Here is a 24,406-nt window from a genome sequence, read left to right as displayed (position 1 = left end):
CCCGCTGGCGCTGCAGAAGGGTGGTCGCGACGCCGTCGCCACCCGCGCGGACGGGTTCGCCTGCGAGCGGGTTGAGGAGCAGGCGTCGCTACGGGCCACTGACGGCGCCAGATCCCGGGCTGAGTGCGGGGGTGGTGCCGTCCCGTCCAAACGGTGCCCTGTCGGCTGGCATGTTCACCGCTGTGCGGGCTCTTGGTCCCGGGCGGCGGAGCGGGCAGGGAGGGTGTCGGAGACGTCCGGCCTGTTCGCGGCCACTCATGGACGGCGACGACATCGGACGATGGCTCCCGCAGCAGAAACAGCCGGCCATCTGGCCGCGGCTCCTTCCGAGCAGCAGGAGCGACTGTCCACGCTGGGCGTCAAGCCGCTGGAGGAACCGTCTCCCGCGGCGGGGACGGGCGCCGCATCGCCCGGTCCGACCGCGTCCCCCGAGCAGCCTTGTGCTGATGCTGCCGATGGCGGTGCGCAGTTCGCCGAAGCGGGCGGGCCGGGTGGCCAGGGTGTGGAGGATGAGGCCGTTCCACCTCTGGCCGAGGATGTCGAACGCGGCGGCGAGCCCCGCGTTCGCCGCGAGCGGTGCGGGTGTGGTGCTGCTGGCGAGTCCCTTCGCGTCCGCCCTTCGCGTCGTACCGGTTGAGCCTGTTGGGGTTTCGGCGTGGGGCCGCAGCCGGCTGAGGTGCGGCGCCGGCTGCGGCCCCGGGAGCCGCCTCACCCGTTCCGGCGACACGAGGCGGCGCTAGTGGGTCAGGGCAGCAGGACGGCCTTGCCCTGGTTGCGGTGGGCTTCCAGGTCGGCGTGGGCCTGAGCGGCCTGCGCGAGGGGGTAGGTGCGCCAGACCGGCACGGTGAGCTTGCCGGCGGCGGCAAGCTGCACCAGCTCCGGCAGCACCTGGCCGCTCTGGTCGGCGCTGCCCGCGCTGAAGCGCACGCCGTGCTGCTGGGCGGACATGTCGGCGATAGTGATCACCTTGCCCGCATCCCCGGTCAGGGCGACGGAGTCGGCGAGGACGCCGGCGCCGGAGGCATCGAAGACGAAGTCCACCCCGCCCGGAGCGGCGGCCTTCACCCGCTCCGCCCAGCCGTCGCCGTAGCGGACCCCGGTGGCGCCGAGCGGGGTGACACGCTCGATGTCCTTCTCGCCGACCGTGCCGATGACGGTGATGCCGCGGGCGACGGCCAGCTGCACCGCGAGGAAGCCCACGCTGCCGGCCGCGCCGTGGACGAGCAGGGTCTGGCCCGCCTCGACCCCCAGCTGGCCGAGGACCCGGTGCGCGGTCAGGCCGACCGTGACCAGCGAGGCGGCGACCTCCCACGACAACCCTTCGGGCTTGGCCACCGGCCGCTCCAGCAGGGCGTACTCGGCGTAGCTGCCGCCGACGGTGGCGCCGAGGACCTCATCGCCCACGGCCGCATCGGCTCCCTCGCCGACGGCGTCGACGACACCGGCCGCGTCCAGGCCCGGGGTCACCGGGAAGCGCACGGGGACGGCCTTGGCCATCAGGCCCGAGCGGATCTTCATATCGAGCGGGTTCACTGAGGCGGCCCGCACCTTGATCCGGACCTGGCCCGGGCCCGGCTCTGGCGGGGCGACCTCGGTCGGTCGCAGCACCTCGGGCGCGCCGTACTCGGAGAAGGTGATCGCAATGGACATCGGGAACTCCCAGGTGGATACGGGTGCGGAAGATATATCGGACGGGCTGACTCTGAACTCACTGTGCGGTCACGGCAGCGGTCACACCGGTGACCACGCCGGTCAGGCGTCGAGAGTGGGGTAGTCGGTGTAGCCGCGGTGGTCGCCGCCGTAGAAGGTGGCCGGATCCGGGGTGTTGAACGGACCGCCGGCGGCCAGGCGGGCCGGCAGGTCGGGGTTGGCCAGGAACAGCGCCCCGTAGGCGACCATGTCCGCAGCTCCGTCCTCGACCAGGGCCAGTGCCTCGGGCCCGGTGACCTCCGGGTAGGTGAACGGGTTGAGGACGAACGTGCCCGGCCAGGCCTTGCGCAGCCGGGCGGTCAGGTCGCGGTCCGGGCCCTCCATCAGGTGCAGGTAGGCCAGGTCCAGGCCGGTGAGCCGCTGCAGCAGCGCCTCGTACGTCTCGTACGTCGTGGCCGGATCGGTCTCGGCGATGTCGCTGTACCGGTTGCCGGGCGAGATCCGCAGCCCCGTCCGGTGACCGCCGATCGCCTCGGCCACCGCGGTGACCACCTCGACGGCGAAGCGGATCCGGCCCTCGACATCGCCGCCCCAGGCGTCGGTGCGCAGGTTGGTGTTCGGCGCGAGGAACTGATGGACCAGGTAGCCGTTGGCGCCGTGGATCTCCACGCCGTCGAACCCGGCCTCGATCGCGTGATGGGCCGCGTTGACGAAGTCCGCGATGGTCTGGCGGATCTCCGCCTCGCTCAGCTCCTTCGGCGTCACGTAGTCCTTCGGCCCGTCGTGGGTGAAGACCTGGCCCTGGGCGGCCACCGCCGACGGCGCCACGGGCACCAGCCCGTCGGGCAGCAGGCTGGGGTGGCCGATGCGGCCGGTGTGCATCAGCTGCGCGAAGATCACGCCGCCCTCCCGGTGTACGGCGTCGGTCACGTTCCGCCAGGCCGCGACCTGCCCGGGCGTGTGCAGGCCCGGGGTGTCCGGGTAGCCCTGGCCGACCGGCGAGGGCTGGATGCCCTCGGTGACGATCAGCCCGGCGCCGGCGCGCTGCGCGTAGTAGGTCGCCATCAGCTCGGTCGGCTCCGCGCCGGGCCCGTAGGCGCGGCTGCGGGTCATCGGCGCCATGGCGATGCGGTTGGCCAAGCGCTTGCCGCCCAGGTTGATCGGATCGAACGCAGTGGTCATGTGCTCAAGCCCTTCGAACGGTGGGTTGAGGCGCGAAGGTGCCCCTGGTCGGGCGGGATCCGCCGGAACCTCAACCGAATTACCTGTTCGAACAGTAAGTGGGGGGTGAGTATTTCAGCAAACAGCCGTGACGCCCGCCACATACCCCGCTGAGACGGCCTCTACGGCCTGGAAGTCACTCGCTCAGGAGCGGTCAAGGGAGCGCGGATCGCGCAGGGCAAGGAGAGGTATCCTGTTCGAGCAACATTCGCGGAGGGCAGGGAGAGTCAAACCATGGCGGAGTCCGCAGCCAGCGCCGAAGGCCGCAGCCCGGCCCCGGTGGACGGGGCCATCCCCCTGCCCTCGGCCGCCAGTGGAGGGCCGATCAGCCACGCGATCTTCCGGGTGGCCCGCATCCACCGCATGATCGCCGGACAGCTACTGCGCCGCGTGGGCCTGCACCCCGGCCAGGAACTGGTGATGATGCAGCTGTGGGAACTCGGCCCGCAGCGACAGGTCGACCTCGTGCGCCTGCTCGACTCCGACGCCGCCACCATGACCCGCACCATCCGGCGCCTGGAGCACGCCGGCTTCGTGCGCCGCTCGCCCTGCCCCGACGACAAACGCGCCTCCCTCATCGAGGCCACCACCGCCAGCCACGCGCTGCGCAAAGAAGTCGAGCAGCTGTGGCGCCGGCTCGAGGACGCCACCGTCGGCAACAGCACCGACGACCAGAAGGCCACCGCCCTGCGCGCCCTGGAGGACATCGAGGAACGACTCACCCGCGCCGCTGCCCAGCTCGGCACCTGACGATGCTCAGCACCGCCGAGATGATCGGCCCGCATACCGCATGCTCCCAGTCGCCCATTGCGCGAACCGTGGACCGGCGAGGGGCTCACACCGTCCAGCAACTGCCGCGGACCGCATGGCGGCCGAGCCGGTGTGCTGGAGAACGGGTTCGTCCGACAGCTGACGCCCGTGGCGTTCAGGCGACCGGTGCGGCCAGGCGCTGCTCGGCCCAGATGGTCTCGCCACGCCAGCCGTAGCGGCTGCCCCAGCAGGAGGTGAGCCGGGCGATGAGGTACAGGCCGCAGGTCGGCCTGCCGTGCTTACCGTGCCTTCGACAGCACCTTCGACGGCCGCCTCTCAGCGGCCCGCCAGTAACCCAACCACCCCTGTTGCACCGCTCGTTTGACAGACCCGATCCGCTCGCCGTTCTGCTCGGGAAGGTCTCGGCGAGCAGACCGGCGCTGTCCTGCGGCTGGTCCAGAGGAGGGCGCCGCCGGGAGCGCTTGCCACGGCGGATGCCGCCTGTTTCACCCAAGCGTCTCCGGCGCGAACTCGGCGTCTGAGAGCGGGCGGTGGACTGCGGCGCCGCTCCTGCTACCGCTGTCCGGGAGACAGCCCAGTTCGGCACAAGCTCGCCGCAGCGGCCCGTACCCTGCCCGGATCAACGGCGAGCCGGCAACGCGCCGCCGATCAGGCCGGTTTCAGGCCGCGGGCACCACCACGGCACACCCCCGCAACATCACCGGCAGAGTCACGGCATGGAGGGCTGGGCCGGCTCCGTCCCGGTCGTCCCGCCCCCGGTCGTTTCCGGGACTCCGGCCTCCGGCATGTCCAGGGCTTTGCGGACCACGTCGTTGTGGAAGCCGCGGACGTGCCGTTCCACCAGATCGCCGGCGCGCTCCACGTCGCCCGCCGCGATGGCCTCGTAGATCGCGTGATGGTCCGCCCGTAGCCGGGCTGCGATCGGCTCCCAGTCGCCGATCTTGTGGAACGCGGTGAGCAGCGTGCCCCGTACGGCGTTGCGCACGGCGACGGTCATGTCCGCCATCAGCCGGTTGCCTCCGGCCTCGGCGATGGCGACATGGAACGCGGTGTCGTAGTCGTTGAACTGCTCGCGGGCCAGGGTCTTGTCATCCATGTGGACGAGCGGTTCCCGGATCCGGGTCAGTTCCTCGTCACTCGCGTGGCCTGCGGCGAGGCGGGCGCTCGCGCGTTCCAGCGTGGCCCGTGCCTCGACCACGTCCTGGAGGGGGAAGTTCGCCAGCGCCAGGTGCAGCCGCAGCAACTGGGTGAGACCGTTGCTGGGCATGGCGGTGATCACGCTGCCCGATCCCGGACCGGTGCCCACGCGGGAGCGCAGTACCCCCTGAGCCTCCAGGACCCGCAGGGCCTCCCGGACGGCGGCCCGGCTCACCCCCAGCAGCTCGACCAGCTCGCGCTCCGGCGGCAGCCGGTCACCCACGCGCAGGTTGCCCGCCAGAATCTGCTCCTCGATCCGGGCCAGCACGAGCTCGAAGGTACGGGAACGCGGAACCGGCTCCCAGGCCGCGCTCGACTCCGCCATGGAAAGCCCTTTCATCCCGGAACGACGCCTCGTCTCCCCTCTGATCATATCTTGAGGCGCCCACTCCTTGGTCAGACCAAAGCAATTTTCTCGCTTCAGCCCTCTTGGAAGCGGCCCCACGGAGGTGTAAACGTGGAGAAGCCAAACCATGGTCTGACCAAGACCTGATGTGAGGGTTGCATGTACCAGCCAGATCTCTCCCCCCTGGCGGACAGCCTGGCGCTCTCCGCTCTCGTCGCCTCCCTGCCCCTGCTCACCTTGTTCGCGCTCCTCGGCGGGCTGCGGCTGAAGGCCCACTGGGCCGGGCTCGCCGCTCTCGCCGTGGCGATCGCCGTCGCCCTGGCGTGCTACGGCATGCCCGCCAAGCTCGCCCTGCTGTCGGCGAGTGAAGGGGCCTCCTTCGGCCTCTTCCCGATCATGTGGATCGTGGTCACCGCGATCTGGCTCTACCAGCTCACCGTCGTGACCGGCCGCTTCGAGGACCTCCGCCGCGCCTTCGGCCTGATCAGCGATGACCCACGGATCCAGGCCGTCATCATCGCGTTCTGCTTCGGCGCCCTGCTGGAGGCCCTGGCCGGTTTCGGCGCCCCCGTCGCGATCACCGGCGTCATGCTCATGGCTCTGGGCTTCGCGCCCGTACGCGCGGCGGTCACCGTGCTGGTCGCCAACACGGCACCTGTCGCCTTCGGTGCCATCGCCATTCCGATCATCACGGCGGGCAATCTCACCAAGATCCCCTACACGGACATCGGCGCCTACGTGGGCCGCCAGACGCCACTGATCGCCCTCTTCGTACCGCTGCTGCTCGTCGTGCTCGTCGACGGTCGCCGCGGAATTCGTCAGACCTGGCCGGTGGCACTGGTCTGCGGTGCGGTGTTCGCACTTGCCCAGTTCGTCAGCTCCAACTTCATCTCGGTGGAGCTCACGGACATCATCGCCTCACTTGCGGCCCTGGTGGCGGTCGTGCTCTTCCTCCGCGTCTGGCAGCCCAGCGGCGGGGAGCAGGCCAGGGCAGACCTGCTGCGAGAGCGCGAGGCGGAGGGCGGCAGTGGCCCCGGCGCCGGCTCGCCCGGCGGCCCGTCGTCGGGCGAGCCGGGGGAGCGCGGCGGCGCGGCCACCGGCACCCGCCGGACATCCGGCGGCACGGCGACCGCCGAGAGGCCGGACAACGGACCCCGGCTGGTCATGGCCTTCCTGCCCTACCTGATCGTGATCGCGGTCTTCTCCCTGGCGAAGCTGTGGACACCCGTCAAGGACTTCCTCGCCGGCACCGATCTCAAGATCGGCTGGCCGGGTCTGGACGGACACGTCCTCACGGCCGCCGGGAAGCCGTCCACTGCCGCTGTCTACACCTTCCCGTGGCTGTCCTCCCCGGGCACTTTGCTGCTGCTGTCCGGTGTGCTGGTCGCGGCCGTCTACCGGATCAGCCCGCTCGCCGCGGTCCGGGAGTTCGGCGCCACCGTGGGCAGACTCCGCTGGGCTCTGCTCACCGTAGCGTCGGTGCTGGCGCTCGCCTATGTGATGAACCTGTCGGGCCAGACCATCACGATCGGCACCTGGATCGCCGGTGCGGGCGCGGCCTTCGCCTTCCTCTCGCCGATCCTGGGCTGGCTGGGCACCGCGGTCACCGGCTCGGACACCTCGGCCAACGCGCTGTTCGCCACCCTCCAGCAGGCCGCCGGGCACAAGGCCGGGCTCAATCCGACCCTGCTCGTCGCGGCCAACACCTCGGGCGGCGTCGTCGGAAAGATGATCAGCCCGCAGAACCTCACGATCGCGGCCACCGCGGTCGGCCTCGTGGGCCGGGAGTCGGTGCTGTTCCGGCATGCGATCAAGTGGAGCCTGCTGCTCCTGCTGGCTCTCTGCGTCCTGGTCCTGCTGCAGTCGACCCTGCTCGCCCGGATGCTCCCATGAGCGGCGACGCGCCCTCATCGACCGGAGGAATCATGCGGATCGCACTGTTCGTCACGTGCCTGACCGACACGCTCTACCCGGAGACCGGCCGGGCGGTCGTGAGGCTGCTGGAGCGCCTGGGCTGTGCCGTGGACTTCCCCGTCGCCCAGACCTGTTGCGGCCAGATGCACTTCAACACCGGCTACCAGCGGGAGTGCGTACCGCTCGTGCGCCGCTTCGCCGAGGCCTTCGCCGGCTACGACGCGGTCGTCACCCCATCGGGCTCCTGCGCCGCCATGGTGCGCGAGTACCACGGGCGAGTGGCCGACGTAGCGGGAGACGCACGGCTTTCGGAGGCGGTGCGGGCCACGCCGAACGTCTACGAGCTGTCGGAATTCGTCGTCGACGTGCTGGGCGTCACCGACGTCGGCGCCTACTTCCCGCACCGGGTCACCTACCACCCGACGTGCCACTCGCAGCGCATGCTCGGCGTGGGCGACAAGCCGCTCAGCCTGCTGCGGGCCGTACGCGGCATCGACCTGGTCGAACTGCCCGCCGCCGACCAGTGCTGCGGCTTCGGCGGCACCTTCGCGCTGAAGAACGCCGACACCTCGGTAGCGATGTGCGCGGACAAGACACGGCATGTGCTGGACACCGGGGCGGAGGTGCTGTGCGCGGTCGACAACTCCTGTCTGATGCACATCGGCGGCGTCCTTTCCCGGCTGCGCACCGGAGTGCGCACACTGCACCTGGCCGAGATCCTCGCCGCCACCGAGGAGGACCGGACACCGGCCGCCCCGTCGCTGCCGCGGCGTCTCCCGCCGCCCAGGAAGCAGCCTGACATCACGGAAAGGACGAGCATCCAATGAGCGGCCCCACCTTCCTGGGCGTTCCCACGTTCCCGGCTGCGGCACGCACCGCCCTCGCCGACACCCGGTTGCGGCACAACCTCGCCCACGCCACCACGACCATCCGTCACAAGCGTGCGGAGGCGGTGGCCGAGGTGGGCGACTGGGAGGCGCTGCGCGAGGCCGGACGGGCCGTCAAGGAGCGCACGCTGCGCCACCTGGACCACTACCTGCGGCAGTTCGAGGAGCGGGTCACCGCAGCGGGCGGCCAGGTGCACTGGGCGCGCGACGGGCAGGAGGCGGCACGGATCGTCGTCGACCTCGTCCGGGCCACGGGCGAGCGCGAGGTGGTCAAGGTCAAGTCGATGGCCACTCAGGAGATCGGCCTGAATGAGGCGCTGGCCGACGCGGGCATCGCCGCGTACGAGACCGACCTGGCCGAACTGGTCGTCCAGCTCGGCGAGGACCAGCCCTCGCACATCCTCGTACCGGCCATCCACCGCAACCGGGCGGAGATCAGGGAGATCTTCCTGCGCAGCATGGGCGACCACGGCAGTCCGGCGCCGGGCGATCTGAGCGACGATCCGCGGCACTTGGCCGAGGCGGCCCGCCGGCATCTGCGAGAGAAGTTCCTACGGGCCAAGGTCGGGATCTCCGGAGCGAACTTCCTGGTGGCGGAGACCGGCACCGCGGTCGTCGCGGAGTCGGAGGGCAACGGGCGGATGTGCCTCACCCTGCCCGAGACCCTCATCTCCGTCGTCGGCATCGAGAAAGTCGTCCCCACCTGGCAGGACCTGGAGATCTTCCTCCAACTGCTGCCCCGCTCCTCCACCGGCGAGCGGATGAACCCCTACACCTCGACCTGGACCGGCACCACCGCCGACGACGGGCCGCACACCTTCCATCTGGTGCTGCTGGACGGCGGCCGTACCGACACGCTCGCCGACCCCGTCGGACGCCAGGCCCTCAACTGCATCCGCTGCTCAGCCTGTCTGAACGTCTGCCCGGTCTACGAGCGCGTCGGCGGACACGCCTACGGCTCGGTCTACCCCGGCCCGATCGGCGCCATCCTCACCCCGCAACTGCGCGGCACGGCAGCCAAGGCCGACCGCTCCCTGCCGTACGCCTCGACGCTGTGCGGAGCCTGCTACGAAGTCTGCCCGGTCAAGATCAACATTCCGGAGGTCCTGGTCCATCTGCGGGCGAGGGTGGTCGACGAGGCCCGCACCCGCCGGGTGCCGAGCCCCGAGCGGCTGGCCATGGCGGCGGCACGCTCGGTGCTCTCCAGTCCGTCCCGGCTGGCCGCGGCGCAGCGCGCGGCGGCCGCGGCCGGGCGGCTGGCCGCCCGCGGCGGCCGCATCAGCCGGCTGCCCGGCCCGCCCTCGGCATGGACCGAGGCACGTGACGTACCGGCGCCCGCCCGGGAGAGCTTCCGGGCCTGGTGGAGGAGGACACATCAGTGAACGCGCGGACAGAGGTGCTCAGCCGCATCCGGCGGGCGCTCGCGGACGTCCCCGAAGACGAGCGCCCCGAGGACGTGCCGGTCACCCGGAACTACTCGCCGGACGGTATGCCGGCTGCCGGTTCCCCGGAGGCGGTGGAACTGCTCGCCAGGAGGCTTGCCGACTACGGTGCCTCGGTACGGCTGGTGGCCGACGGGACGGTGCCCACGGCCGTCACGCGGATCCTGGCCGCCCGCGATGCCGCCTGCGTCGTGGTGCCGCGGGGTTTCCCGCCTGCCTGGCAGGCGGAACTGGACCCGGTCCGGGTGCTCGACGACCATCCGCAGCTGCCCGTTCGCGACCTGGACCGGGTCGACAGCGTCCTCACCACCGTCGCGGTCGCGATCGCCGAGACCGGCACCCTCGTCCTGGACGGCGGTCCGGGACAGGGACGACGCGCTCTGACCCTGGTGCCCGACCACCATGTGTGCGTGCTCCGGGCAGAACAGGTCGTGGCCTGTGTCCCCGACGCACTGGCACGCCTGGAGCCCGCCCGGCCTCTGACGTTCGTCTCCGGGCCCTCGGCGACCAGCGACATCGAACTCGACCGGGTGGAAGGCGTGCACGGCCCGCGCACGCTCCATGTCCTCATCGTCGTATGACCTTACGTCTCTCATGACAGGAGTCGCCATGCCTGCCCCAGACCGAGACATGTGCCGCCCCGGGGCAGCGGTGTCCGACGACCCGGAGCCGCGCCCCCAGAACCCCAGCGCCCTCGCGGTCTGCGCACTGCCGGCCGAAGAGCGGGCGGTGCCGCAGGCCAGAGCCTTCGCCCGGGCACAGCTGACGGCATGGCGGATCGGCGAGGAGGTGGCCGACGCGGTGCGCGTCGTGGTCTCCGAATTCGTCACCAACACGGTCCGGCACAGCGGCTCCGCCGACGTGAGCCTCCGGCTCACGCGTTCCCCGACGGACGTGTGGATCGAGGTCTTCGACAGCGGCATGCGGCACGGGCCCGTCGCCTCCACCCCGCACGGCGACCTCGCGGAGGGCGGCCGGGGGCTTCTGCTGGTGGAGGCGCTGAGCCGGCAGTGCGGTGTGCACCGTACGCCGTACGGCACATGCGCCTGGGCGACCTTGCAGGAGGGTTCACCCGGCGCGCGTCCTGCGGAGACCGCCCGGGTGGATCGCAACGCCCCGACACCGCGCCAGCTACGGCCCTCGGCGCCAAGAAGGTCGACGGCCTCCTCGGGGTCGTCCCGCCGAACGACGGCACGACCAGAGACTGCTCACCGAATACGGCCCTCCGAACAAGACCCCGCCCGCGAGCAGACAGCGGGACGGGCGGATGCGGGAGTTGGTGTTGACCGCCTATGAATACCGGTGCGTCTTCTGCGGTTACGCCGGCGTCGGCGCGGTGCCGGTTGGGCTGGAGGCCGCCCCGTACGCTGGTGGGCCATCGGCGGCCCCGACGACATCGAGAACGGACTGTGCTCGACCCCCAGTCCGGCGCGCGTCCTGTTGCGGCCGCTCACCGCGGCTGGCACACCCGTCAGGTCTTCCACGGCGGCCACGCCCTGCCACGGCGGCCTGACACCGTCCCGACCCCGTCGGCATCGCTGCGCAGGCGAATCCCCGGTGCTCGGCGTCGCGGTCACGCGTCAGTTCGTCGTGACAGTGGTGTGGTGCGGTCGGTTGTGCACCAGCAGGGCCGAGGCGAGGGCCGCGCACAGGAATACGGCGGCGATGACGGTCATGCCGGCGTGGACGCCGGAGGTGAAGGCGTCGCCGATCGCGGCGGTCACGTTCGGCGGGGCCGCTCGGTGGCTACCGCTCCCGGTGGAGACGGCGTGCTCGACAGCGGGCCAGGCCGCTCGGGGAACGTGGTGGACGTCGAGCCGGGTCGGCAGTCGGGACTGGAGCCGGCCGGCGAGGAGTGCACCGAGGAGGGAGGAGCCGGTGACGGATCCGATCTGGCGGAAGGCGTTGACGGCTCCGGAGGCCATGCCGGCGCGTTCGTGGGAGACGCTGACCAGGGCCGCCGCGGTGCTCGGCGCGGCCACCATCCCGCTTGCGGCCCCGAAGAGCGCGAACAGCCACCACACCCGGGCGTAAGGGGTGGTCGGATCCAGCGTGGTGAGTCCGGCCGTGGCGGCGGCTCCGATGAGGAAGCCCACGGTCAGCGGGAGCTTGAAGCCGGTACGGCGGATCACGCGTCCGGTCGCGTAGCTGACGATGACGTAGACGCCGAAGAAGGCCAGCAGCCGCCATCCCACGTCCAGGGCGGACAGATGCTGGACGCGCTCGTAGAAGAGCACCGACAGGATGGCCAGGCCGGTGAAGCCGAACAGGGAGACGGCCGCGACGAACATGACGGCGCTGAAGGATGCCGACCGGAACAGGGTGATGTCCAGCATGGGTGTGCGGCCGGCACGCTCGACGAGGACGAACCCGGTCAGGGCCGCGGCCGCGATGATCCAGGCGATGAGGATGCGGGGACTGGTGTAGCCGTCGTGTCCGCCTTCGATGAGGGCGTAGACGAGGGCGGCGACGCCCAGGACGGCCAGGACCTGCCCGGGGATGTCCAGCTTGCCCTTGGGGCCACGCGATTCGGCGACGAATACCGCGGCGGCCATGGTGACCACGGCGAGGACGGCGGTCGACAGGAAGACCGTATTCCAGTGGAAGTGGTCCAGCACTGCGCCCGCGATCAGGGGGCCGACGGCGAGCCCGATGCCGGAGGAGGCCGCCCAGATGGTGACGACTTCTGTGCGCCGGTGCGGGTCGGGGAACGTGGCTCCCAGGACGGCCAGACTGTTGGGGAGGATGAGAGCACCGCCGAGGCCGGAAACGAGCTGGCCGGCGATGACACCGTCCACCGAACCCGCCGCGTAGACGATGAGGGAGCCGATGATCATGATCGCGGCGCCGGTGACGAAGGCGCGTTTACGGCCGTAGAGGTTGCCCATGGTGCCCGCGGACATCACCAGACTGGCCACGAGCAGGGTGTACGCGGAGGGGATCCAGACCAGGCCGGTCGGGGAGACGTGCAGGTCGTCCTGGATGGCCGACAGCGCCGACACCGATGCGGTGATCAGCAGAAAGGTCGTCATGGCGCCCAGGCACATCGCGATGAGCGTGACGGCGGCGGCGAGCCGGGAGGGCTGGTTCGGGGAGGGCAGGAGACCGGTTTGCCGGTCGGTCGGCCTGAGCCGGCCCGGGGCGGGGGAAGGAAGGGAAGTCACGGGGTCCTCGTCTCAGCCGAGCTGCGGGTACAGGGCGCCGACGCCACCGGAGAGGTCGGCCTGGACCTGGCGGCTGCGGTCGTCGACGACGATCTCGGCAGCCCCGGAGGCGATGCCGTCGACGGCCGCACGGGCGACGTCCGCCGGGTCGGTCTTGGGCCCGTTGACATGGCGGGCCATGTCGGTGTCCATGTAGCCGACGTGGAGTCCGGACACGGTGATTCCCCGGGGTGCGAGCTGCTGGCGCACCGCGTTGGTCATGCTCCACTCCGCGGACTTGGCGGCGGCGTAGGCGCCGACGGCGGGAAAGCTGATCCACGACAGCGCGGACAGGATGTTCAGGACGGCGCCTCCGCCCTGGGACTCGATCACGGGAGCGAAGGCCCGGATCATGCCGAGGGTGCCCAAATAGTGGGTCTCCATCTCCAGGCGGACGGCGTCCCAGCTGCCGGTCAGCAGATCGGCGCCCGTGGAACTGCCCGCGTTGTTGATCAGCACCGTGATGTCACGGGCCTCCTCGGCAGCCGCGGCGACCGAGGCGGGGTCGGTCACGTCGAGCCGTATCGCCTTCACGCCGGGCAGATCGATCTGGTCCGGTCGGCGGGCCGCCGCGTACACAGTGGCGCCACGCGCAACCAGTTCCTGGGCGAGGGCCCTGCCGAGCCCGCGGTTGGCCCCGGTGACCAGGACGGTTGCAGTGTTGATGTCCATGATTCCTCCCTCGGGGCGCACTCACCCGAGCTGACTTACGATTACAGAAGCCAGCTACGACGGTATAGGCTGGCTTTGCATGAGGCAAGCCAGGTGGAGGGTTGAGAGATGAAGGATCTGCTGGAGGAACGGGACGCCTGGTCCATGGCCAACTGCTCCATCGCCAGGACTCTGGAGATCGTCGGCAACAGGACGGCGCTGCTGATCATGCGCGAGGCGTTCTTCGGCACACGCCGGTTCGACGACTTCGCCAAACGTGTGGGCATCGGTGAACCCGCCGCTGCAGCGCGCCTGAAAGAACTGACCGCCGCCGGTCTCCTGGAGCGCGTCCCTTACCAGGAGCCCGGCCAGCGGACCCGGTACGCCTATCAACTGACGCAGAAAGGGCGGGACTTCCGGGCCGTCATCGTGGCGCTGCGGCAGTGGGGCGACACCTGGGCCGCCGACGAACAAGGGCCCCCCGTGGTCGTACGCCACGAGAACTGCGGCGCCCCGGTGCACGCGGTGCTCCGCTGCGACGACGGCCACGACGTGCCGATCGGGGACTCATTCGTCGACGCCGGCCCGGGTCTCATTCGCGTCCGCCCGAGCAGTCCCTGAACCCCGCCGCGGCTGACACACCCGGCGGGACGATTCCACCGCAGAAGTGACCCGCCCCGCCATCGCCGACCGGCACGCTCCCCCGGTCGCGATCGTGGCAGCCCCACCACCGGCCTGTCCGAGCAACTCGGCGGGGCCGGAACTGGGACTACCGCTACGCATGGAAACGGGATTCCGCGTTCGCTGTCCATGCGCTGCTCAGGCTCGGCTTCGCCGAGGAAGCCGAGGCGTTCATCGACTCCCTCACCCACCACATCGACCAGCGCCCGGACCCTTCCGGCCGGCTGCAGATGATGTACGGCATCGACGGCCGAGCCGAGCTGCCCGAGCGTGAGCTCTCCCACCTGGAGGGCTACCGCGGCTCGGCCCCTGTGCGGATCGGCAACGACGCCGCCACTCAGCTGCAGCTCGACTTCTGCGGCGTCCTGCTCTGCTCCGCTTACCTGTACGACATGTGGTGCCAGCCCCTGACCAGCGGCCAGTGGTGCGCGGCGTGCGAGCTGGTGGACTGGGTCTGAGCACTGGGACGAGCCGGACGAGGGCGTGTGGAAGACCCGCGGCGGACGCAAGAAGTTCCTCTTCTCCCGTCTCATGTGCTGGGTGGCCGTCGACCGCGCCATGCACATAGCAGGTCATGACAGTTCCCGTGCACCTATGTGTGGGGCCCCCAGGAGATGATGGCCGCGAACAGCGTGTCATCCGGAGTGATGCGCGCTGATTCACCTCGCGACCGGCGGTGCCGGGGGCCTCGGGGAGAGTGTCGCCGGCGCGATGAAACGCGTCGCCCACGACGTGCGGAGCGTAGTCCCGGCACCGGCCACTGGGTGGCCGAGGAAGCACCGCAGGAAAATGCTCACGGCGCCGGCCACCTTTCCGGCCCAGTACCGCGATCACGCCCGGAGCACACAACCGCGGGCCACCGCGATGCCCGGCAAATGACCGCCACCGACGCGTGGGTCAGCCGACGAGCTGCTGGCCCCCGTCGACGTCGTACGTCGCACCTGTGAGTGCGCTGTTGGTCATCATGTGCACGGCGAGCGCCGCCACGTCCTCGGGTACGACCACACGCCCGATCGGCAGCGTGGTGCGCAGCTCCTCGCGACGGGCGTCGAGCGTGTCGCCGAGCAGCCGGGCCGACAATGGGGTGTCCACGAAGCCCGGGGCGATCAGGTTCACCCGGACCGGCGCGAGCTCGAGTGCCAGACTGGCCGTGAACGCGGGCATCGCGGCGGTGACCGTGGGGGCGACACCGAGAGCGGCCCGGACCCGGCGGGCTCCCGTGCCGCCCAGAAGCAGCAGCGTGCCGCCGGGCCGTACGGTGCCGGCGCAGTGGCGCGCGACCTCGAGTGCGAGCACCATGTGGTCGCTGATCGCCCGGCGTGCCTGCTCGGCGTCCATGTCCAGAAGGCGGCCGTAGGACGGGCCGCCCGCGGTGACCAGCACGTGGTCGATCGGCCCCGGCAGTTGCTGGAAGAACCGCTCCAGCTGCACGGGGTCGTGCGCGTCGAAAGCCGCGGTGCTGAGTGCGTCGGCTTCCTTGGCCGCGGTGCGCAGCCGTTCCGGGTCCCTGCCGGTGAGGACCACCGACGCGCCCTGGTTGCGGGCGAGCCGTGCGGTCGCCAGCCCGATACCCGCGCTCCCGCCGAGGACGACGAGGGTCTGTCCGTGCAGGGCCTGGTCGCGGGAGCCGTATCCCGCAGGCGGCTCAACGTTCATGAATCCTCCTGCGCTGCGATCTTGCCGAGCTCGTGCCGAGGACCGGGGCGCAGGCACGCGACACGGCCCAGGTGCCGAAGTGGTTGATCTCCACCGCCTGGCGCGCGCCGTCGAAGGATCCCGTCAGCAGCTTGGTGGTGAAGCCTCCGACGCCGACGTTGTTGATCACAATGGTGGCGTCGCCGGCTGCGGCGGCGACCTCCTCCGGCACGGTGACGTCCAGACGCAGCGGAGTCAGGTCCTCGCCGCTCACGCTCGCCGGATCGCGGACACCGGCGTAGACCGTGGCCGCTCCCCGCGCGATCAGTGCGCGGGCGAACACGTAGCCGATGCCACGGTTGGCTCCCGTGACCAGGGCAGTCGATTCTTTGATCTCCATCGCGCTTCCTTCCCGCTTCCGCACCTGATTTCGTACCGTGCCGGGACGGCCGGGTCGTCACGCACGCAGGTTGTCCACGCAAGAGGCCCTCTCCCCCACCAGCGTGCATCGAACGCCGCAGCGACGCATGTGAGACGGCGCCCGGCTGCAGGGCCCTGATGTCCACCGCCTGGCCGTCTTAGAAGACGAACAGTGGCTTGGTGCCGTGTGCGGGTGCTTCGGCGAGCGCGACGGCTTCTGTGAAGCGTTCGAGCGGGAACGGCTGGCCTTGGGGGATGCTCAGCACCTCGTCGGTGACGAGGCTGCGCACCTGGGACAGCGCGTGCAGCGCGTCCTCGGGTGAGGCGGTGCCGAACCATCGGTTCAGCCAGAAGCCACGGACTGCTTTGGTCTCGTAGATGACCGAGCGTGCCTGCAGCGGGATCGTCAGCGCGGCGGGGTCGGTCTGCCGGTGGGTGGAGAGTGCGCCGTAGACCACCAGCTGTCCTCCCGGAGCGAGTGCCTGGGACACCTGGGCGCCCACGGGGCCTGCCACGCAGTCGACGGCCTTGCGCACGCCGGCCGGCCCCGCTGTCTCGGCGACACGCTGCAGTAGGTCCTCGTCCTCGGTGCAGATGACCTCATCCCCGCCGAGTGCCTTGATCTCCTCCACGGCGGTGCGTCGCCGCACGACGTTGATCGTGCGGATACCCAGGTGCCGGGACAGCTGGATGACGAGCCGGCCGACGGTGGAGCCCGCGGCCGTCTGCAGAAGCCATTCACCCGGCTGTACGTCGAGTTCGCGCGTTACGAGGAGCAGCGCGGTCAACGGATTGACGGCGAGTTGGCAGGCGCTGGAGTCGCTCAGATGGTCGGGCACCGGCAGAAGCCTGTGTGTATCGGCCACGAGGTATTCCTGCCAGGTGCCGGCCACAGGGGGTCCGGGTACCGCGGGGACCGCAGCGGCCACCACGCGCTCACCGACCTGCAGCCCCTCGGTGTCCGGGCCCAGAGCCTCGATACGACCCACGCACTCCATGTTGCCCCCGACAGCGGGAAACGTCGGGGAGAAGCCGTAGCGGCCGCGCAGCACGTGCAGATCACTCGCGTGAACCGGGGTCGCCTTCACACGGATCAACGCCTGACCGGCTTTCGGCACGGGAATGGGCCGGGATTCCAGCCGCAGCACATCAGTGGGCTCGCCGGCCTCCACAGCTACGAGCGCGCGCATGGATCGAGGCATGAGTGGTCTTCCATCTCTCATCTGGGCCCGAGGCCCGCCCAGGGCCTTTCGCCGCAGCACGAGTTCAGCTGGGTGTCCGTCACTTCACGCTACCCCCGGCCTCAGGAAGGTTCTCGGCGGCGGACCCGCTCCGTTCCGCGAGGAGGACATGGGACGTGGCGCATTCGTCGATGAGGGTGGCGACGCAGTCGAGCAGCGTCGCATTCAGCACTTGGTCGCAGGGAAGCCCGTCTGGTCCGGACGGCAACAGCAGGAGGGTGCACAGGGGCTCTTCACGGCGGCCGGTTGATCCCGGCAGTGGAGCGGGGGCGAGAGGCTTCAGCGGAGCGGCGGCAAGGTGCCGCCGGGCCACGCTGCGCGAACTGGCCCTCGACTCACGGGAACTGTCGCACCGGCATCCAAACTGATGGCACCTGTTCACGCGGCTGCTGTACGGCGCAGTGACCGGAGCACTGCAACGGTGGAGCGCCCTCTCTTCAGCGTCGGCAGACCCTGACGGACGCTGCGATCGGCGGCGTGGAAAGCCACGTCGCACGGTCGGAGCCGCCCGCCCGGTGTCTCCCGATCGCTGATCACGGCCTCATCGGCGATCTGCGCACGGCTGCCTTGGTGGGCACCGACGGGACCCACGATCTACTGGCGGATCCTGGACCATGGCTGGTCGTCGATCCGGCATGCCTTCGTCCAGTACCAGGGCGGCGACGTGCTGGACGCTGTACTTCTGACGATGCCGCTGACCAGGTTCTCACCTACGCCAACCATGTCGGCCTGTACGCCGAGGAGATCAGCCACACCGGCGAGCAACTGGGCAACTTCCCTCAGGCGTTTACGCACCTTGTCCTGATCAGTGCTGCATTCAACCTCCACTGCGCCCTGAGCTGACGGCGGACGGGGGGCACCCCTCGGCAGTCACCGTGCGAGCCCCCTCATCTCCACCCATGCTGGAGATGAGGGGGGTGAGACAGCGGAGGAAGTGGTGACGATGCGGACCGTTGTCGATCTCACTCGCTGCCAGGGCTACGCCCAGTGCGTGTTCCTCGCCCCGGACGTGTTCGAGCTGCACGGCGAGGAAGGCCTGCTGTATGCCACGGCCGTGCCCGACGATCAGGTAGAACGCGTGCGCCAGGCCGCCGCGGCATGTCCCGTCCAGGCCATCCTCCTCGGTGAAGAGGTGAGTACCGGTGCCCGATGACCTCAAGGACGGCCGTATCGTCATCGTCGGCGCGTCGCTGGCCGGGCTGCGGGCCGCGGAGGCCCTGCGTGAGGAAGGCTTCACCGGCTCACTGACCGTAGTCGGCGACGAGCCCCATGCGCCCTACGACCGGCCGCCACTGTCCAAGCAGGTGCTGCTCGGGCAGGCGACGGCGGACACCACCGAGCTGCCGCAGCGCCGCGACCCCGAGGCCGAGTGGCGGCTCGGCGTCCGCGCCACCGGTGTGGACCTGCTGCCCAAACGGGTGCTGTTGGAAGACGGCGAGTCGCTGCCGTACGACCGGCTCCTGATCGCAACCGGCACCCGGGCGCGGCCCTGGCCCAACCCTGGGGAAGCCGCCCTGGACGGGGTGTTCACCCTCCGCACGCGCGAGGACGGGAAGGGGCTGGCTGAGCGGCTGGCCGCCGGGCCGGAGCGGGTACTGGTGATCGGCGCCGGCTTCACCGGCTCGGAGATCGCTTCCGCCTGCCGTGAACTGGAGCTGCAGGTCACAGTCGCCGAACGCGGCCCCGCACCCCTGGTGGGCGCGCTCGGCGGCACGCTGTCGAAGCTCGCGGCCGTCATGCAGCGCAACCACGGCGTGGACCTGCGCACCGGGGTGACGGTCACCGCCCTGAACGGGAACGGCGCCTTCACCGGTGCGCAGCTGTCCGACGGCAGCCGTGTCGAGGCGGACGTGTGCGTCGTGGCGCTCGGGGCGGTCCGCAATGTGGAGTGGCTGGCGGACTCCGGACTGGCGGCGGGCCCGCGCGGGATCGCCTGCGACGCAGGCTGCCGCGCCTTCAACATGTACGGGATCGTCACCGACGACGTCTTCGTGGCCGGCGACGTCTCCCGCTTTCCCCATCCGCTGTTCGGCTACCAGATGCTGTCCCTGGAGCACTGGGGGAACGCGGTGGAGCAGGCCGAGGTGGCGGCGCACAACATGGTCAACCCTGGACCGCTGCAGCGCCCGCACCTGTCCATCCCCGTGTTCTGGTCGACGCAGTTCGGGCTCAACATCAAGTCGGTGGGCGTGCCCACCTACTCCGATCACGTCGTCATCGCGCAGGGTTCCCTGGAGGCGCGCCGGCTCGCCATGGTCTACGGCTACAGGGGCCGGGTCACCGCCGCCGTCACCGTCGACATGGCCAAGTCGCTCAACTACTACCGGCACCTGATCGAAACGGCCGCCCCCTTCCCGCCCCCGCCCGGCGCGGCCGACCGGGCGATCGCGGCCGACGTTCCGATTCCGTCCGACGTACCGGATCCGTCGGTGCTGTCCCACGGCCCGACCGTCGCGCTCACCGGTCACCTTCCCGACCGCCGGCTGACCGTGGTGTAGCCCACGTACCGCTCAACTACGAGGAGCCCTGATGGCCTCCGAGACCTTGCTGGAACGCATCACCGACTATGCCAGCCGCCCCAACCCCTACCCGCTGTACGCGGAACTCCGCGAGGCAGGTCCCGTGGTTCAGCAGGTTGACGGCACCTATCTGACCGGCACCTACCACGAGATCGCCGCCCTGCTCCACGACCCTCGGATGAGTGTCGATCCCCGTACCGGCGGCCGGGAAGCACAGCAACTGCCGTTCCTGCGGCTCGACGACCCTGAACACCACAGACTGCGCACCCTGGCCATGCGGCCCTTCGGCCCGCCACACAGCCCCCGGCGCGTCGACGGCATGCGTGGCGAGATCGACCGGATCACCAAGGAACTGCTGGCGTCCTTCCAGGCGGGCGAGCAGATCGATCTCGTCGACGACTTCGCCTACCCGCTTCCCGTCACGGTCATCTGCCGCCTGCTCGGCGTGCCGCGCGAGGACGAGCCGCTGTTCCGGGCCTGGTCCGACGCCCTCGTCGCCGCCGCTGACGTCCGGCCCGGCGCGGACACCACAGAGACGGACAAGGCCGGCGACCAGGCCCGCATGGAGATGGGCGGGTACCTGCTGAACCTGGCCGAACAGCGCTGCGGCAAGCCGACCGACGACATGCTCTCGGCGTTCGTCAACGAGCCGGATCCTGCGCTGCGGCTCACCCAGCAGGAACTCGCCGAGACGGCCGTGCTCCTGCTCATCGCGGGTCATGAGACCACGGTCAACCTGATCACCAATGGGGTGCTCACCTTCCTGCGCCAGCCCGAACAGCTGGACCACCTGCGCCGTGAACCCGAGCTGCTGCCACGAGCCGTGGAGGAGCTGCTGCGCTATGAACCCCCGGTCCACATGCGCGAACGCATCCCGCGCGCCGACATGGACATCGCCGGCACCCCCGTCCCCCGAGGGGCGTCCGTCATCCTGGCGCTGGCGTCAGGCAACCGCGACCCCAAGCGGTTCCACGATCCCGACCGGTTCGACCCCACCCGGGCCGACAACCAGCACCTCGGCTTCGGCAGCGGCATCCACATCTGCTACGGCGGACCCCTCGCCCGTCTGGAAGCGCAGGCCGCACTCGGCGCACTGCTCCCCCACCTCGGCACGGCACGCCTCGTGGAGGACCCGCCCCCGTATCGGCAGAACGCCATGCTCCGCGGCCCCCGCCACCTCCCGATCCACCTGTGAGGTCCGGCCAGCAACAAGGGCACCAGAGACTGCGGCACCTGGCACTGCGTTCGCGCGGCCATGTGCCGAGTGCCTTGGCCCTGCGGCCAGCTGAAATGTCGACATGGCACCTGCCCCGAGTGGTCGACGACTCTCTGCCCACGTAATCTCAAGGAAGGGCACCCTATGAAGATCGCAGTCATCGGCGGTACCGGGCTGATCGGATCGCAGGTCGTCACTGATCTGATCGCCGCCGGCCACGAGGCAGTACCCCACTCGAAGTCCACCGGGGTCGACGTCATCAGCGGCCAGGGACTGGATCAGGCGGTGGCGGGAGCCGACGTCGTCGTCAATCTGACGAACTCCCCGACCTTCGACGAAGCCTCCCCGGCCTTCTTCCGGGCCTCGATGGACAACCTCCTGGCCGCGGCCCACAAGAGCGGCGTCGGTCACTTCGTCATCCTCTCGATCGTCGGGGCGGACCAGGTGCCGGAGCTGGACTACTACAAGGCGAAGGTGCTCCAGGAGCAGATCCTCGCGGCCGGGCCAGTCCCCTACTCGATCGTCCGGGCGACACAGTTCATGGAGTTCATGGACGCCGTCATGTCCTGGACCGCCGACGGCGAGACTGTCCGGTTGCCCGCCACGCCAATCCAGCCGATCGCCGCCAAGGACGTGGCCAACGCGGTGGCGCAGGTCGCCGCAGGCGCCCCGCTGAACGGCATTCGCAACATCGCCGGCCCCGAGATCTTCCCCCTGGACGAGCTGGGCCGCATCACCCTGTCCCACAAGGGCGACAACCGCGCGGTCGTCACCGACCCCACCGCCGGCATGTTCGCCGCCGTCAAGGGCGACGTCCTCACCGACGAGCACGCCCACCTCGCCCCCACCCGCTACACCGACTGGCTCTCCTGACCCGCTCGCCCCCTCCTGAGGTGCGCAGACCGCAAAGAGCCACCCTGTCGCCCACCTAGCCAACTGCCCGCCTCCCGCGCGCACAGCGTTGGACGCACCGGCGGTCACGAGCCGGCGAGCGGTTCGGGGATTCACCAGCCGGCAAGTACCGAGGGCAGTGCTGGAGCGCGTGCTCTCCGCCGCGGCCTGGGCGCCGTCCGGGTCAAACCTCCAGCCGTGGCGTACTTATGTGCGGCCATGAGCGCTACAGCGCACTCGGCATTGCGCGTGAGGACTGGGAGGCGCGCCAGCGGGCCGCTTCCGCGAACTGGGACTGTTTCGGCGCGCCCGCCGCCCTGTTCTGCTACATCGACCGCGACATGGGCCGACCCCAATGGTCCGACGTGGGAATGTATCTGCAGACCGTCATGCTGCTACTCCGCTCCGAAGGTCTGCACAGCTGCCCGCAGATGGCGTGGTCGGTGTATCGCAAGACCGTCGCGGAGATCCTGTCACCCCCGGACGAGCTCATTTTCTTCTGTGGCATGTCGATCGGGTTCAAGGACGTCACGGTGGAGTACAGGCGTACGGGCCGGGCACCGCTCGACGAGACCGTCACATTCGTCGAAGGTGAGGATCAGTACGCTCCGTCCCTCGTCCCGCTGCACTCCCCTTGGCGCCGACGGCAACAGCCGGGTCTGATCGGGCTGCGTTGCGGCAAGGACGAGTCAGCGAGGCCGAGCCGTGTCAGGACCACACGGTGAGGCCGAGCGACCTCTTGGCCGAGGACGAGGTACAGCCGTTGCGACGATCTCTCCTCGATTGGGGCGGCCCTGCACGGTACAGCGACCAACTCGCAGTCGGTGTGGAGTTCGCGAGCGCTCAGCATCGTCTCGGTCAGAGCCGTTTCCTTCGTCAGCGACCTCGCTGGTTCATCGGAGCCGTAGCGCGTGGCCCAGCAGGTGGCGTCCGCAGACGTTGCCTTGTGGGCGCCGGCAGGTGCCGCGGCAGCGGCCGGCGACATGGGTGCCGCAACAACGCCGGCAAAGGCCGCCGCCGCGGCGAACGCACCGGCAAGTAGGCGCCGTGCACGCAGAGATCGGGTGTTCGCAGGATCCTTCCGAGCATGTGGGAGACGTCGGTGAGCGAGGGCGCTGCTTCACCATGGAGGCGGTCGCAGAGCCGAGCCGGGGGTGGCGGCCGGAAACCCCTGTTCCTGGCAGGTCGTGGTTCCGGCCGTCCGCTGCCGGGCTAGCAGGTGAGATTGGCGCCGGGGTCGACGCCGAGGAGCTGGGAGCAGCGCCGGTAGAGGTTGACGCAGTTTGGCATCTGGGCGGGGTTTGGCCGTCGCACTCACGCCTGCCGTTGATGCTGCGGATGGTCTGGCCGAAGCCGGCCCTGCTGACCATGGCGTTGTGAGGGACGCTCGTGCCTGCTCCGGTCTGGGTGTTCCAACCGCCACGGCGATCGCCATACCGCGGCGCTTCACGACGGTGGAGCTGGAGTGGTTCAGAAGTGTCACCTTTCTGCGAGGGATCTGTACCCCGGCGAACCCTTGATCCGCCGATGCACCCACCATGGCCTGCCGATGCTGAGTCCTCGCTGAAGCGGCTGAACGCCCGCTGAAAGCCACAGGAAGACAACCGGAGAGCCACCCGACTGCCGCCGGGCGTCAGGGCCATCGCATCGACGACGAGCCCCACGGCGGCGGCCGTGGCCTTGGCGGGAAGGTTCGCCGGGTTGGCGGTGGGAACGGTCACATCGCCGTGTCCTGGCATGCCCTGGAAAAAGTGGGGGCTGCTGTCGATCCGGAGACATCCCGTTCGACGTCATGGTGTGCGGCGCCCAGCCACACGATGCCGGGACCTGAGGAGGAAACACATGGATCAACTGCTGAGAGTCATGAACTTCAACGTCTCGAGTGACGGAATCGGTGCCGGTGAGCACCAGAGTCTCGAGCGACCGTTCGGCCACGACCATCCCGAGAGGTTGTTCGCCTGGGCCGGAGCCACGGCGAGCTGGCCCATGCGCACGGATCCTGGGGGGAACCGGGGCCTCGACGACTACTTCACGCGAGACTTCGCCCGCAACATCGGTGCCGAGATCATGGGCCGCAACAAGTTCGGGCCTCAGCGCGGGCCCTGGCAGGACCACGAGTGGCGCGGCTGGTGGGGGGAAGAGCCTCCGTTCCGCACGCCGGTGTTCGTCATGACCCACCACAAGCGCCCGTCGTTCACGCTCTCCGACACCACGTTCCACTTCGTCGACGGCGACCCGGCCACGGTCCTCGAACAGGCGCGGGAAGCGGCACGGGGCAAGGACGTCCGGCTCGGCGGCGGGGTCACCACCATCCGGCAGTTCCTTGCTGCTGACCTCGTCGACACCATGCATGTGGCGGTCTCGCCGGTGGAGCTCGGGTCCGGACTACCGCTGTGGGACTCCCCCGACGAGCTGCTCGACCGGTTCTGCCTGGAGGTCGTGCCCAGCCGGAGCGGCGTGATGCACCACCTGTTCTGGCGAAGGTGACGCGGGGGCCCACTCGGGTTCAGGCTGCGACTGC

General features: G+C 70.1%; 22 protein-coding genes and 5 pseudogenes. 17 read left to right on the top strand and 10 right to left on the bottom strand.

Annotated features, from left to right (window positions below):
• Positions 1-88: 88 nt before the first annotated feature.
• The 3 genes from ACZ41I_RS15775 to ACZ41I_RS15765 form a co-directional block, all read right to left on the bottom strand.
• Positions 89-712: a winged helix-turn-helix transcriptional regulator gene (locus tag ACZ41I_RS15775; RefSeq protein WP_468514418.1), complete on the bottom strand. Its 624-nt coding sequence runs from the start codon at positions 710-712 to the stop codon at positions 89-91.
• 32 nt (positions 713-744) lie between these two features.
• Positions 745-1,650: an NADP-dependent oxidoreductase gene (locus ACZ41I_RS15770; protein ID WP_468514350.1), complete on the bottom strand. Its 906-nt coding sequence runs from the start codon at positions 1,648-1,650 to the stop codon at positions 745-747.
• Between the two features lie 102 nt (positions 1,651-1,752).
• Positions 1,753-2,832: an alkene reductase gene (locus tag ACZ41I_RS15765; RefSeq protein WP_468514349.1), complete on the bottom strand. Its 1,080-nt coding sequence runs from the start codon at positions 2,830-2,832 to the stop codon at positions 1,753-1,755.
• A 273-nt stretch (positions 2,833-3,105) separates the two neighbouring features.
• Between ACZ41I_RS15765 and ACZ41I_RS15760 the strand changes: the two genes are divergently transcribed.
• On the top strand, positions 3,106-3,621 hold the full coding sequence (locus tag ACZ41I_RS15760; protein WP_468514348.1) for a MarR family winged helix-turn-helix transcriptional regulator: 516 nt from the start codon (positions 3,106-3,108) through the stop codon (positions 3,619-3,621).
• Positions 3,622-4,351: 730 nt separating this feature from the next.
• Here the strand turns inward: ACZ41I_RS15760 and ACZ41I_RS15755 are convergent.
• On the bottom strand, positions 4,352-5,164 hold the full coding sequence (locus ACZ41I_RS15755) for a FadR/GntR family transcriptional regulator (protein ID WP_468514347.1): 813 nt from the start codon (positions 5,162-5,164) through the stop codon (positions 4,352-4,354).
• Positions 5,165-5,344: 180 nt separating this feature from the next.
• On the opposite strand from ACZ41I_RS15755, the gene ACZ41I_RS15750 reads away from it, so the two are divergent.
• From ACZ41I_RS15750 to ACZ41I_RS15725, 6 genes and pseudogenes are all read left to right on the top strand, one after another.
• Positions 5,345-7,078 (top strand): L-lactate permease, encoded by a 1,734-nt coding sequence (locus tag ACZ41I_RS15750; protein ID WP_468514346.1) that lies wholly within the window; start codon positions 5,345-5,347, stop codon positions 7,076-7,078.
• 32 nt (positions 7,079-7,110) lie between these two features.
• Positions 7,111-7,926: a (Fe-S)-binding protein gene (locus ACZ41I_RS15745; protein ID WP_468514345.1), complete on the top strand. Its 816-nt coding sequence runs from the start codon at positions 7,111-7,113 to the stop codon at positions 7,924-7,926.
• Positions 7,923-9,368 carry a LutB/LldF family L-lactate oxidation iron-sulfur protein gene (locus tag ACZ41I_RS15740; RefSeq protein WP_468514344.1) on the top strand — a complete coding sequence of 482 codons (1,446 nt, stop codon included), beginning with the start codon at positions 7,923-7,925 and terminating at the stop codon, positions 9,366-9,368. The genes ACZ41I_RS15745 and ACZ41I_RS15740 overlap by 4 nt, the downstream gene beginning before the upstream one ends.
• Positions 9,365-10,009 (top strand): lactate utilization protein C, encoded by a 645-nt coding sequence (locus ACZ41I_RS15735; protein ID WP_399768246.1) that lies wholly within the window; start codon positions 9,365-9,367, stop codon positions 10,007-10,009. The genes ACZ41I_RS15740 and ACZ41I_RS15735 overlap by 4 nt, the downstream gene beginning before the upstream one ends.
• Positions 9,990-10,724 (top strand): ATP-binding protein, encoded by a 735-nt coding sequence (locus tag ACZ41I_RS15730; protein ID WP_468514343.1) that lies wholly within the window; start codon positions 9,990-9,992, stop codon positions 10,722-10,724. The genes ACZ41I_RS15735 and ACZ41I_RS15730 overlap by 20 nt, the downstream gene beginning before the upstream one ends.
• Positions 10,672-10,941 (top strand): annotated as a pseudogene (locus tag ACZ41I_RS15725) (phosphorothioated DNA-binding restriction endonuclease); the annotation flags it as partial. The gene ACZ41I_RS15730 and the pseudogene ACZ41I_RS15725, both read left to right, overlap by 53 nt.
• 67 nt (positions 10,942-11,008) lie before the next feature.
• On the opposite strand, the gene ACZ41I_RS15720 reads toward ACZ41I_RS15725, so the two are convergent.
• Together ACZ41I_RS15720 and ACZ41I_RS15715 are read right to left on the bottom strand one after the other, a co-directional pair.
• Entirely contained in the window at positions 11,009-12,592 is a 1,584-nt protein-coding gene (locus ACZ41I_RS15720) for an MFS transporter (protein WP_468514342.1), read from the bottom strand.
• Between the two features lie 12 nt (positions 12,593-12,604).
• Positions 12,605-13,303: an SDR family oxidoreductase gene (locus ACZ41I_RS15715; protein ID WP_363221191.1), complete on the bottom strand. Its 699-nt coding sequence runs from the start codon at positions 13,301-13,303 to the stop codon at positions 12,605-12,607.
• A 108-nt stretch (positions 13,304-13,411) separates the two neighbouring features.
• Here ACZ41I_RS15715 and ACZ41I_RS15710 point away from each other — a divergent pair, with 108 nt between their 5' ends.
• The 3 genes and pseudogenes from ACZ41I_RS15710 to ACZ41I_RS15700 all read left to right on the top strand — a co-directional run bounded on the left by ACZ41I_RS15710 (position 13,412) and on the right by ACZ41I_RS15700 (position 14,581).
• The gene (locus ACZ41I_RS15710) at positions 13,412-13,903 is read left to right on the top strand and encodes a winged helix-turn-helix transcriptional regulator (RefSeq protein ID WP_399768238.1); all 492 of its coding nucleotides are present in this window, start codon (positions 13,412-13,414) and stop codon (positions 13,901-13,903) included.
• Between the two features lie 122 nt (positions 13,904-14,025).
• Positions 14,026-14,421 (top strand): annotated as a pseudogene (locus tag ACZ41I_RS15705) (glycoside hydrolase family 15 protein); the annotation flags it as partial.
• A gap of 25 nt (positions 14,422-14,446) precedes the next feature.
• Positions 14,447-14,581: a hypothetical protein gene (locus ACZ41I_RS15700; RefSeq protein ID WP_399768234.1), complete on the top strand. Its 135-nt coding sequence runs from the start codon at positions 14,447-14,449 to the stop codon at positions 14,579-14,581.
• A 279-nt stretch (positions 14,582-14,860) separates the two neighbouring features.
• Here ACZ41I_RS15700 and ACZ41I_RS15695 read toward each other — a convergent pair whose 3' ends face one another.
• The 3 genes from ACZ41I_RS15695 to ACZ41I_RS15685 form a co-directional block, all read right to left on the bottom strand.
• Positions 14,861-15,619, bottom strand: a complete 759-nt coding sequence (locus ACZ41I_RS15695; protein ID WP_468514341.1) for an SDR family oxidoreductase — start codon at positions 15,617-15,619, stop codon at positions 14,861-14,863.
• Positions 15,609-15,998: an SDR family NAD(P)-dependent oxidoreductase gene (locus tag ACZ41I_RS15690; RefSeq protein ID WP_468514340.1), complete on the bottom strand. Its 390-nt coding sequence runs from the start codon at positions 15,996-15,998 to the stop codon at positions 15,609-15,611. The genes ACZ41I_RS15695 and ACZ41I_RS15690 overlap by 11 nt, the downstream gene beginning before the upstream one ends.
• A gap of 178 nt (positions 15,999-16,176) precedes the next feature.
• A complete protein-coding gene (locus ACZ41I_RS15685; protein WP_468514339.1) occupies positions 16,177-17,220 on the bottom strand; it encodes a zinc-dependent alcohol dehydrogenase family protein in 1,044 nt (347 codons plus the stop codon).
• Positions 17,221-17,949: 729 nt separating this feature from the next.
• On the opposite strand from ACZ41I_RS15685, the pseudogene ACZ41I_RS15680 reads away from it, so the two are divergent.
• From ACZ41I_RS15680 to ACZ41I_RS15655, 6 genes and pseudogenes are all read left to right on the top strand, one after another.
• A pseudogene (locus tag ACZ41I_RS15680) lies at positions 17,950-18,102 on the top strand (glycoside hydrolase family 15 protein); the annotation flags it as partial.
• A gap of 100 nt (positions 18,103-18,202) precedes the next feature.
• Complete coding sequence (locus tag ACZ41I_RS15675; protein ID WP_399768432.1) at positions 18,203-18,412, top strand: ferredoxin; 210 nt, start codon at positions 18,203-18,205, stop codon at positions 18,410-18,412.
• A complete protein-coding gene (locus tag ACZ41I_RS15670; RefSeq protein ID WP_468514338.1) occupies positions 18,402-19,757 on the top strand; it encodes an NAD(P)/FAD-dependent oxidoreductase in 1,356 nt (451 codons plus the stop codon). The genes ACZ41I_RS15675 and ACZ41I_RS15670 overlap by 11 nt, the downstream gene beginning before the upstream one ends.
• A gap of 31 nt (positions 19,758-19,788) precedes the next feature.
• A complete protein-coding gene (locus ACZ41I_RS15665) occupies positions 19,789-20,973 on the top strand; it encodes a cytochrome P450 (protein WP_468514337.1) in 1,185 nt (394 codons plus the stop codon).
• Between the two features lie 165 nt (positions 20,974-21,138).
• Positions 21,139-21,867 (top strand): SDR family oxidoreductase, encoded by a 729-nt coding sequence (locus ACZ41I_RS15660; RefSeq protein WP_468514336.1) that lies wholly within the window; start codon positions 21,139-21,141, stop codon positions 21,865-21,867.
• Between the two features lie 88 nt (positions 21,868-21,955).
• Positions 21,956-22,478 (top strand): annotated as a pseudogene (locus ACZ41I_RS15655) (nitroreductase); the annotation flags it as partial.
• 619 nt (positions 22,479-23,097) lie between these two features.
• On the opposite strand, the pseudogene ACZ41I_RS15650 reads toward ACZ41I_RS15655, so the two are convergent.
• Positions 23,098-23,300: pseudogene (locus ACZ41I_RS15650) on the bottom strand (glycoside hydrolase family 19 protein); the annotation flags it as partial.
• 427 nt (positions 23,301-23,727) lie between these two features.
• Here ACZ41I_RS15650 and ACZ41I_RS15645 point away from each other — a divergent pair.
• Positions 23,728-24,372: a dihydrofolate reductase family protein gene (locus tag ACZ41I_RS15645; protein ID WP_468514335.1), complete on the top strand. Its 645-nt coding sequence runs from the start codon at positions 23,728-23,730 to the stop codon at positions 24,370-24,372.
• The last annotated feature ends 34 nt before the right edge of the window (positions 24,373-24,406 follow it).

The sequence above is a fragment of the Streptomyces sp. NPDC030799 genome, assembly GCF_055572255.1.
Note: the sequence above shows the minus strand (reverse complement) of the source record. Positions and strands in the feature narration are given on the sequence as shown.